The sequence below is a fragment of the Kitasatospora sp. NPDC036755 genome, from assembly GCF_040636595.1.
Lineage (GTDB): Bacteria > Actinomycetota > Actinomycetes > Streptomycetales > Streptomycetaceae > Kitasatospora.
On the sequence record NZ_JBEZUT010000326.1, the window covers coordinates 1 to 9,817 of the forward strand.

Below are 9,817 nucleotides of genomic sequence, written 5' to 3' on the forward strand. Positions count from 1 at the left end.
GGCGGCGGGTGCGCTCGGCGCGGGCCGGCGCGGCGGTCTCGGCGGCGGCCTGGACCGGGATCTCGATCTGGGCCTGCGGCTCGGCGGCCTCGGCCGGAGCCTCGGCCGGGGCCTTGGCGGCGGCCTTGGTGCGGCGGGCCGGCTTCTCGGCCGGGGCCTCGGCGTCCGCCTTGGCGGCGGTGCGCTTGGCGGCCGGGGCGGCGGTGCCACCGGCGGCGAGCAGCGGGTCCCCGCCGCTCTTCTCCTTGATGGTCTCGATCAGCTGGCTCTTGCGCATGCGTCCGGTACCGGTGATGCCAAGATCCGCGGCGAGCTTCTGGAGCTCGGCCAGGACCATGCCGTCCAGGCCCGCGGCGGCACTGCGGCGGCGCCGCGCCGGGGCAGCGGGGGCGGCTGCGTCCGACGCGTCGGCGTCCGGGCGCGCGCCCATCAGATCGGTGGAGTCGCTCACTAAGGGTCCTTCCCTGGAGCGGACGTCGGCCTGTCTGGCTCGGCGACCGGTTGTGCTGTCCTGACCAACGCTCGACTGCGTCGGTCCGAGGCGGTGATCCCTCGAATGGCGGGAGCCCGTCGAGGGAGAGCTACGTACGAGGTGCGGTGCATGAAGCACGGTGGTGCAAAGTGGCGCGTGGGCCGGTCGTGTGTCGACCTCCCCTGAGGGCGTAACCCCCACGCTCCCTGCGAATCCCGGGCCCCCGTCGCGTGACGGTGGCCCGCGCTCCGCCCGTCCTGGCCTCTAGGTGGGAGGCCGCGGGTGGGAGTCAGGTGCCGTGTCACGGCTTCGGGATGCGGCCGCATGTCGCGCAGGCAGGCTGCGTACGCGCTGCGGTGGGCTCCCGGAGAATCGTCGCCCCGTGCATCGCCGGGACTCCACTGCCGTGGAGTGCTGGGATCGGGACGCGGCGCACCTAGCCCCGGAGGGCACCTGGTGCAGCAATGAGGTTAACACTACCGACCCCCTCAGACATTCCCCAGCCTTGCGCTTGCCAATCGTGTCCGTCGGGGCCGGCTCGGCAGGGTGCCGGTGCCGGGCCCCGGACGGCCCGTTCGGGCTGCTCAGACGTCCAGCGGGAGCACGACGGCCCCGGTGCGGTCGACGTCCAGCCGGTGCGCGGCGAACGCCGGGTCGCCGCCGTGGCCGTGGTGCCCGGCGAAGGAGAGCACCTTGTCCGCGCCCGCCTCGTCGGTGAGCGCCAGGACGGTCGGTCCGGCCCCGGAGATGACCGCGGGAACGCCCTCGGCGCGCAGTGCGCCGACCAGTGCGGCGCTGTCCGGCATGGCGGAGGAGCGGTAGTCCTGGTGGAGCCGGTCCTCGGTGGCGGCGAGGAGCAGTTCGGGGCGCCGGGTCAGCGCCTCCACCAGCAGTGCGGAGCGGCCCGCGTTGACGGCCGCGTCGGCCAGCGGGACGGTCTTCGGCAGCAGTCCGCGCGCGGTCTCGGTGAGCACCTCGCCGGCCGGTACGAACACCACCGGGACGACCTGCTCGGACGGCTCCAGCGCGATCGCCTTGGCCGACTCCTCGTCGGTCCAGGCGATGGTGAAGTTGCCGCGCAGGCAGGCCGCGACGTTGTCCGGGTGGCCCTCCAGCTCGGAGGCGAGGGCCAGCAGCGCGTCGTCGTCCAGCGCGGACGGACCGCCGATGGTCACCGCTCGGGCGGCCACGATGCCGGCGCAGATGGCGGCCGAGGAGGAGCCGAGGCCGCGGCCGTGCGGTATCCGGTTGGCGCAGACCACTTCGAGGCCCCGCGGCTGGCCGCCGAGCCGGTCGAAGGCGGCGCGCATCGAGCGGACCAGCAGGTGGCGCTCGTCGCGCGGAAGCGTGTCGGCACCCTCGCCCGCGATGTCGACGGACAGGCCGGAGTCGGAGACCCGGACGACCACGTCGTCGTACAGACCCAGCGCGAGCCCGAAGGCGTCGAAACCCGGGCCGAGGTTGGCGCTGGTCGCGGGAACCCTGACCCGGACGGCGGCGGCACGGAACGCAGGACCGGCCATGCGGTGGACTCTCCTGGGGAAATCGGGCGGCGCGGAGCGCGTCGTCGGTGCGAGGGTGGGGATCGGACCACGGCCCGTCGGGGCGGGCGGTCGCGGCGGTCGGCTCGGCCCGGACCCGCCGGGCCCGGGGCATGTGCCGCACGGCCGAGGCCAGAGTATCGAAGAGAGGTTCCCGAGCGGTACACCCCGTGGGCCTTCGATCTGGTGTGTTGCCGGTTCTGGCCGGAATGCGCACCCCCCTCCGCCGGGGGGAGCGACGGAAAGGGATCGCCATGCGCAGGCCGATTGACACAAAAGTGTCAGTCGGGAACTCCGACGGGCCGACCCCCGAAAGGGTCGACCCGTCGAGGTGTCAGGCCCCTCTACCGGTCGAGCAGTCCGAGGCTGCGGGCGGCGGCCTCCGGGTCGATCGGGACGATCTGGGGCTGCGGCGCACCGGCCACCGCCCAGTCCGGGTCCTTCAGGCCGTTGCCGGTCACGGTGCAGACGATCCGCTGGCCCGGGTCGACCAGGCCGGCCTCCGCCTTGGCCAGCAGGCCGGCCACCGAGGCGGCCGAGGCGGGCTCCACGAAGACGCCTTCCTGCGAGGCCAACAGCCGGTAGGCGGACAGGATCTGACGGTCCGTCACCTTGTCGATGAGGCCGCCGGACTCGTCCCGCGCGGCGAGCGCGAAGTCCCACGAGGCCGGGTTGCCGATCCGGATCGCGGTGGCGATGGTCTGCGGCTTGAGCACCGGCGCGCCGTCCACGATGGGCGCCGAGCCGGAGGCCTGGAAGCCCCACATCCGCGGGGTGCGGGTGGCCAGGCCGTCCGCGGAGTACTCGCGGTAGCCCTTCCAGTACGCGGTGATGTTGCCCGCGTTGCCGACCGGCAGGACATGGATGTCCGGGGCGTCGCCGAGCATGTCGACGATCTCGAAGGCCGCGGTCTTCTGGCCCTCGATCCGCACCGGGTTGACCGAGTTGACCAGGGCCACCGGGTACTTCTCGGACAGTTCACGCGCGAGGGTGAGGCAGTCGTCGAAGTTCCCGTCGACCTGGAGGATCCGGGCGCCGTGCACCAGCGCCTGGCCCATCTTGCCGAGGGCGATCTTGCCCTGCGGGACGAGCACGGCGGAGACCATCCCGGCCCGCACCGCGTACGCGGCGGCGGAGGCCGAGGTGTTGCCGGTGGACGCGCAGATGACCGCCTGCGCGCCCTCCTCCTTGGCCTTGGAGATGGCCATCGTCATCCCGCGGTCCTTGAAGGACCCGGTCGGGTTGGCGCCCTCGACCTTGAGGTAGACCTCGCAGCCGGTGCGCTCGGACAGCACCTGGGCGGGGACCAGGGGCGTGCCGCCCTCCAGCAGGGTGACCACCGGGGTGGCCGCGGTGACCGGCAGGCGGTCCCGGTACTCCTCGATCAGGCCGCGCCACTGGTGGGTGTGCGCGCCTCGGACGACGTTCTCGGCAACGGCGTTCATGGCTGTTCCTTATTCCCCTTCGACCCGCATGATGCTGGCCACGTCCCGCACGCTGTCCAGCGCGCGGAGCTTGTCGACCGTCGCCGACAGCGCGGCGTCGGTGGCACGGTGGGTGACCACGACGAGCGAGGCGTCGCCGTCGCGGCCCTGCTGGCGCACGGTGTCGATGGAGACGCCGTGCTCGGCGAAGACGGACGCCACCTGGGCGAGCACGCCCGCGCGGTCGTCCACGTCCAGGCTGACGTGGTAGCGGGTGACCACCTCGTCCATCGGCTTGGCCGGCAGCCGGGTGTACACCGAGTCGCCGGGGCCGGTGGTGCCGGCCACCTTGTTGCGGCAGACCGCGACCAGGTCGCCGAGCACCGCGGAGGCGGTCGGCGAGCCGCCCGCGCCGGGGCCGTAGAACATCAGCCGGCCGGCCGCCTCGGCCTCGACGAACACCGCGTTGTACGCCTCGCGGACGGAGGCCAGCGGGTGCGACAGCGGGATCATCGCCGGGTGGACGCGCGCGGTGACGGACTCGCCGTCCGCGGCCCGCTCGCAGATCGCGAGCAGCTTGACCACGCAGCCCATCTCCTTGGCGGAGGCGATGTCGGCCGCCGTCACCTCGGTGATGCCCTCGCGGTAGACGTCCGCCGCGGTGACCTTGGTGTGGAAGGCGATGCCGGCCAGGATCGCGGCCTTGGCGGCGGCGTCGAAGCCCTCGACGTCGGCCGTCGGGTCGGCCTCGGCGTAGCCCAGCGCGGTGGCCTCCTCCAGCGCCTCCGAGTAGCCGGCGCCGGTGGTGTCCATCTTGTCGAGGATGAAGTTGGTGGTGCCGTTGACGATCCCCAGCACCCGGTTGACCTTGTCGCCGGCGAGGGACTCGCGCAGCGGGCGCAGCAGCGGGATCGCGCCCGCCACGGCGGCCTCGTAGTACAGGTCGACCCCGGCCCCGGCGGCCGCGGCGTGCAGCTCGGTGCCGTCCTTGGCGAGCAGCGCCTTGTTGGCGCTGACCACCGAGGCGCCCCGCGCGAACGCGGACAGGATCAGCGATTTGGACGGCTCGATGCCGCCCACCACCTCGACCACCACGTCGATGTCGCCCCGGTTGACCAGGGCCTCGGCGTCGGTGGTGATCAGGTGCTCCGGGACGCCCGGGCGGGTCCGCCCGGCCCGGCGGACCGCGATCCCGGCCAGTTCGACCGGAGCGCCGATGCGAGCGGCGAGGTCGTCGGCCGTCGTCGTCATGATGCGCGCCACCTCGGAGCCCACCACACCACAACCCAGCAACGCCACCTTCAGCGGGCGCGTACGCATCATCCGACTCCGCTCTGCATTCTTCTGCTTCGGTAATTCCCGGCGGGTTTTCCTTGGCCGCCGGGAACTTCGGTCCGTACCAGTCTCCGGGACTTTCCGTACGGATCTACGGTCGTTCCATGATCTGAGACGAGAATTTCGTCATCCGATATCCAGACGCAGGAGATCCTCCTCCGTCTCCCGCCGGACGATCACCCGGGCCGCACCGTCCTTGACGGCGAGCACGGGGGGCTTGAGGGCGTGGTTGTAATTGCTCGCCATCGAACGGCAGTAGGCGCCGGTGGCGGGCACCGCGATGAGGTCGCCCGGGACGAGGTCGGCCGGCAGGAAGGCGTCCCGGACGACGATGTCGCCGGACTCGCAGTGCTTCCCGACCACCCGCACCAGCATCGGCTCCGCGTCGCTGGTGCGCGACACCAGGGCCACCGAGTACTCGGCGTCGTACAGCGCGGTGCGGATGTTGTCGGACATCCCGCCGTCCACGCTGACGTAGGTGCGCAGACCCTCCAGCGGCTTGACGGTGCCGACCTCGTACAGCGTGAACGCCGTCGGGCCGACGATCGCCCGGCCCGGCTCCACGCTCAGCCGGGGGGCGTCCAGGTGCGCGGCGGCGCACTCGCGGCGGACGATGTCGGCCAGCGCGGCCGCGATCTCGGCCGGCTCGCGCGGGTCGTCCTCGCTGGTGTACGCGATGCCGAGGCCGCCGCCGAGGTCGATCTCGGGCAGCTCGACGCCGTGCTCGTCGCGGATCCCGGCCAGCAGCCCGACCACCCGGCGGGCGGCCACCTCGAAGCCGGCCATGTCGAAGATCTGCGAGCCGATGTGCGAGTGGATGCCGCGCAGCTCCAGGCTGTCGTGGCCGAGCACCCGGCGCACCGCCTCGGCCGCCGCTCCCCCGGTGAGGGACAGACCGAACTTCTGGTCCTCGTGCGCGGTGGCGATGAACTCGTGGGTGTGCGCCTCGACGCCGACGGTGATCCGGATCAGCACCCGCTGGCGCACGCCCTGGCGGGCGGCGATCGCGGCCAGGCGCTCGATCTCCTCGTAGGAGTCGACCACGACGTGCCCGACCCCGGTCTTCACCGCGTGTTCCAGCTCGTCCGCGGACTTGTTGTTGCCGTGCAGCGCGATCCGCTGCGGCGGCATCCCGGCGGCCAGCGCGACGGCCAGCTCGCCCGGGCTGCACACGTCGAGGTTGAGGCCCTCCTCGTGCAGCCAGCGCACCACGGCCTTGGAGAGGAAGGCCTTGCCGGCGTAGTAGACGTCCGCCTCGGCGCCGAAGGCGTCCCGCCAGGCGCGTGCCCGGGAGCGGAAGTCCTCCTCGTCCAGCACGTACGCGGGGGTGCCGAACTCGGCGGCCAGCCGCTTGACGTCGACGCCGCCGACGGTGGCCACGCCCTCGCCGTTCCGGGCGACGGTGCGCGCCCAGACCTTGGGGTCGAGCGCGTTCAGGTCGGCGGGCGGGGCCTGGTAGTGGCCCTCGGGCAGGACGTCACCGTGGCGGGGGCCTGCGGGGTGCGCGGAACGGCTCATGCTCCCGCCTCGCTTCGCTCGACGGGGCCTTCGCCGGGCACCGCCCTGATGGTTCGCTCGCTGAGCTCGCTCATGTGCTGGGTTCCTTCGAGACCTATGGCGAGGGGCGGCGACGGTCCCCGTTGACCGTCAGCCGCCCCCGCTGTGCGCTTGGGGGTGGTGCCTACATCCGCTCGGGCGCCGTCACGCCCAGGAGCGTGAGGCCGTTGGCGAGCACGGTGCGCGTCGCCTCGACCAGCCAGAGGCGGGCGCGGTGCGTGTCGTTGAGCTCCTCGTCGCCCTTGGGCAGGAACATGCAGTTCTCGTACAGGCGGTGGTACTTGCCCGCGAGGTCCTCCAGGTAGCGCGCGACCCGGTGCGGCTCGCGCAGCTCGCCGGCCGTGGCCAGCACCCGCGGGAACTCCGCGAGGTGGCCGAGCACGTCGGACTCCCACTCGGTGGCGAGCAGCTCGGGTTTGAACTGCTCGGCCGTGCCCTTGTCCACGCCCAGCTCGGCGGCCTTGCGCGCGACGCCGCACATCCGGGTGTGGGCGTACTGGACGTAGAAGACCGGGTTCTCGGTCGTCTGGCTGGTCAGCAGGTTGATGTCCAGCGTGATCGTCGAGTCCGTGGAGGAGCGCGCCAGGGTGTAGCGGGCGGCGTCGACGCCGATCCACTCGACCACGTCGTCGATCGTGATGATGTTGCCGGCCCGCTTGGACATGCGGACCTCTTCGCCGTCGCGAAGCATCTTCACGAACTGGCCGATCTTCACCTCGATGTTGCGGTCCATGTCGTCGCCCGCGCAGGCCGAGATGGCCTTGAGGCGGTTGACGTAGCCGTGGTGGTCGGCGCCCAGCATGTAGAGCGCGACCTCGGCGCCGCGGTCCCGCTTGGACAGGTAGTACGCGGCGTCGGCGGCGAAGTAGGTCTTGTCGCCGTCGGCCTTGATCAGGACGCGGTCCTTGTCGTCGCCGAAGTCGGTGGTGCGCAGGAAGACCGCGCCGTCCTGCTCGAAGACGTGGCCCTGCTCGCGCAGCCGGTCGATGGCCGTCTCGACCGCGCCGGAGTCGTGCAGCGTCTTCTCCGAGAACCACACGTCGAAGTGGGTGCCGAACTCCTCCATCGAGCGCTGGATCTCGGCGACCATGAGCTTGAGGCCCTCGGTGCGGAAGACCTCCAGCTGCTCGGCCTCGGGCAGGTCGAGCACGCCGGGGACGGCGTCGGTGAGGGTCTTGGCGATGTCGACGATGTACTCGCCGACGTAGCCGCCCTCGGGCACCTCGCGGCCGTTCGCGGCGGCCTGCAGGGAGGCGGCGAACTTGGTGATCTGCACACCGGCGTCGTTGAGGTAGTACTCGGTGGTGACGTCGGCGCCGGAGGCCCGCAGCACGCGCGCCAGCGAGTCGCCGACGGCCGCCCAGCGGACGCCGCCGATGTGGATCGGGCCGGTCGGGTTGGCGGAGACGAACTCCAGGTTGATCTTCAGGCCCTTGAGGGCCTCGTTGCGGCCGTAGGCCTCGCCCGCCTCGACGACGGTGCGCGCCAGCGCGCCGGCGGTGGCGGTGTCCAGGGTGATGTTCAGGAAGCCCGGACCGGCGATGTCGACCTTGGCGACGCCGGTGATCCCTCGCAGGCGCTCGACCAGCAGTTCGGCAACGGCTCGCGGCGGCTTGCCGGCCGCCTTGGCGAGCTGGAGGGCCACGTTGGTCGCGTAGTCGCCGTGGTCCCTGTTCTTGGGCCGGTCGACCGTCACGTGCTCGGGCACGGCGACGGCCAGCTCGCCCGCCTCGACGGCGGAGCTCACTGCGGCCTGGATTGCCTGGGAAAGGTCTGCGGGGGTCACGACGCCAAGCGTAGGCGAGACGGGGTACCCGCCCGCCACTCGGTTTGCCCGTTGAGACGCCCGGGCGCCGTGGTTCCGGGGGTCTCAGCCGCGATCGGTGCGCTCTGTTCGCTCTGGGCGAACTGCATCGGGCGATCCGGCGGTCCGCTCCCCGGCCTGCCCCCCGGTCCGCCCGTCGGCCTGTCCGTCGGCCTGTCCGGTGAGCCGCATCAGGCGCCGCACCAGGGCCACCAGGTCGGCCGGGTCGAAGGGCTTGCCGAGGTAGCCGTCCACCCCGACCGTCTCCCCCAGGTCGAGGTCCGCCGGGGTGCAGGCGCTCACGATCGCGATCGGCAGCCGGCTGGTGTCCGGGGTCGCCCGCAGCCGGGCCGCCGTCCGCAGGCCGTCCAGCCGCGGCATCACCACGTCCAGCGTCACCACGTCGGGCTGCACCCGGCGGATGACCTCCAGGCACTCGGCGCCGTCGGCGGCGGTCACCACCTCGAAGCCCTCGAGCTCCAGGTTGACCCTGATCAGCTGGCGGATCACCTCGCTGTCGTCCACCACGAGGACCCGCCCGGACACTCCCGACACCTCACCGAGGGTATCGGCGGCCCCACCGCCCCGTCCGGCCTTTGGGCACTTCCGCCCCGTCCGCTCCCCGGCCGCCGCCACCGCCCGGACGATCTTCCGGGAAACCCGTGCACGGACCGGTGGTCACACCTGCTACTGTTCTTCATGTCGGAAGCGCGAGCGCCCGACAGGCCAGTAGGCCCCCGTAGCTCAGGGGATAGAGCACCGCCCTCCGGAGGCGGGTGCGTAGGTTCGAATCCTACCGGGGGCACTTCGCAGGAAGTGCGACTGAGGCCCAGATCAGTGGAGTTGATCCACGGATCTGGGCCTTCGTCATGTTCCGGGGCCGGGCGGGCCCGTTCGGCCCCGGCCGGCCGGAGGGCCCGCCCCGCTCCCGGGGCGGAGGCCCGGGGGCTCAGGAGGCGGCCGCCCCGACCTGGGCGCAGAGCTCGGCGATGGTGTGGTCGAAGTAGGCGCTGTACGAGATGTCGTCGGTGTCGCCGCCCTGCTGGTAGCCGCCGATCGCGCCGATCACGTCGCCGGTGGCGGTGTTGATCCAGGGTCCGCCGCTGGTGCCGCCCGGGTAGGCCGGGCAGTGGACCACCCGCTGGTAGGCGCTCTGCTGCCCGGTGGTGTTGGTGCACAGGACGGGCGCCTCGGAGTCGGCGGGGTAGCCGTAGAGCCGGACGGTCGCGTCGAACGGCTCGTCGGTGCCCAGCCGGTTGCCGCCGACCACGTCCTCGACGTTGCGGCCGCCGCTCGGGGCGGTCTCCAGGATCGCGAAGTCCTCGTCCACGTCGCCCTTCTGGGACCAGCCGGCGGTGGTGTGCACGGCGGTCACCTGCCAGGTGCCGTACGGCGCGGAGCCGTCGCGGTAGCCGGGGACGAAGGTGACGCCGTCGGTGCTGCTGAGGCAGTGCGCGGCGGTCAGCAGCAGGTTGCCGGTGGGGCTGTGCAGCACGCTGGCGGTGCAGAAGTGGCCGCCCGCCCCGACCGCGCCGTTGAACAGCGCGCCGACCGTCCCGGCCTCGCGGTCGCCGGCCGGGGCGACGTCGGTGGTGCCGAGGGCGACGTGGGTGGCGGGCGCGGCCGTCGTGGCAGCCGGGGCGGGCGTCGCCGGGGCGGCGGTCGGGGTCCCGGCGGGCGTGGG

8 protein-coding genes and 1 tRNA gene are annotated in these 9,817 nt (G+C 72.6%); 1 reads left to right on the forward strand and 8 read right to left on the reverse strand.

The annotated features are described in order from the left end of the window. From AB0E96_RS33445 to AB0E96_RS33475, 7 genes are all read right to left on the reverse strand, one after another. The coding region (locus AB0E96_RS33445) for a Rho termination factor N-terminal domain-containing protein (RefSeq protein WP_359829555.1) at window positions 1-451 on the reverse strand (451 nt) is incomplete at its 3' end. A 605-nt stretch (window positions 452-1,056) separates the two neighbouring features. Next, complete coding sequence (gene thrB, locus AB0E96_RS33450; RefSeq protein ID WP_359829556.1) at window positions 1,057-1,995, reverse strand: homoserine kinase; 939 nt, start codon at window positions 1,993-1,995, stop codon at window positions 1,057-1,059. 362 nt (window positions 1,996-2,357) lie between these two features. After that, window positions 2,358-3,458, reverse strand: a complete 1,101-nt coding sequence (gene thrC, locus AB0E96_RS33455; protein ID WP_359829557.1) for a threonine synthase — start codon at window positions 3,456-3,458, stop codon at window positions 2,358-2,360. Window positions 3,459-3,467: 9 nt separating this feature from the next. Further along, complete coding sequence (locus AB0E96_RS33460) at window positions 3,468-4,760, reverse strand: homoserine dehydrogenase (protein ID WP_359829558.1); 1,293 nt, start codon at window positions 4,758-4,760, stop codon at window positions 3,468-3,470. 138 nt (window positions 4,761-4,898) lie between these two features. Further along, window positions 4,899-6,290 (reverse strand): diaminopimelate decarboxylase, encoded by a 1,392-nt coding sequence (gene lysA / locus AB0E96_RS33465; RefSeq protein WP_359829559.1) that lies wholly within the window; start codon window positions 6,288-6,290, stop codon window positions 4,899-4,901. A 163-nt stretch (window positions 6,291-6,453) separates the two neighbouring features. After that, window positions 6,454-8,115 (reverse strand): arginine--tRNA ligase, encoded by a 1,662-nt coding sequence (gene argS / locus AB0E96_RS33470; RefSeq protein WP_359829560.1) that lies wholly within the window; start codon window positions 8,113-8,115, stop codon window positions 6,454-6,456. Window positions 8,116-8,199: 84 nt separating this feature from the next. Beyond that, a complete protein-coding gene (locus AB0E96_RS33475) occupies window positions 8,200-8,679 on the reverse strand; it encodes a response regulator (protein WP_359829562.1) in 480 nt (159 codons plus the stop codon). 187 nt (window positions 8,680-8,866) lie between these two features. Between AB0E96_RS33475 and AB0E96_RS33480 the strand changes: the two genes are divergently transcribed. Then, a tRNA-Arg gene (locus AB0E96_RS33480) sits at window positions 8,867-8,938 on the forward strand. Between the two features lie 144 nt (window positions 8,939-9,082). Here AB0E96_RS33480 and AB0E96_RS33485 read toward each other — a convergent pair. Next, window positions 9,083-9,817 (reverse strand): trypsin-like peptidase domain-containing protein (locus AB0E96_RS33485; RefSeq protein ID WP_359829561.1); only part of this gene is annotated, 735 nt, incomplete at its 5' end.

Coding starts and splice junctions, on each gene's coding strand:
- thrB (WP_359829556.1), bottom strand. CDS start 1,995: ATGGCCGGTCCTGCGTTCCGTGCCGCCGCCGTCCGGGTCAGGGTTCCC.
- thrC (WP_359829557.1), bottom strand. CDS start 3,458: ATGAACGCCGTTGCCGAGAACGTCGTCCGAGGCGCGCACACCCACCAG.
- lysA (WP_359829559.1), bottom strand. CDS start 6,290: ATGAGCCGTTCCGCGCACCCCGCAGGCCCCCGCCACGGTGACGTCCTG.
- AB0E96_RS33460 (WP_359829558.1), bottom strand. CDS start 4,760: ATGATGCGTACGCGCCCGCTGAAGGTGGCGTTGCTGGGTTGTGGTGTG.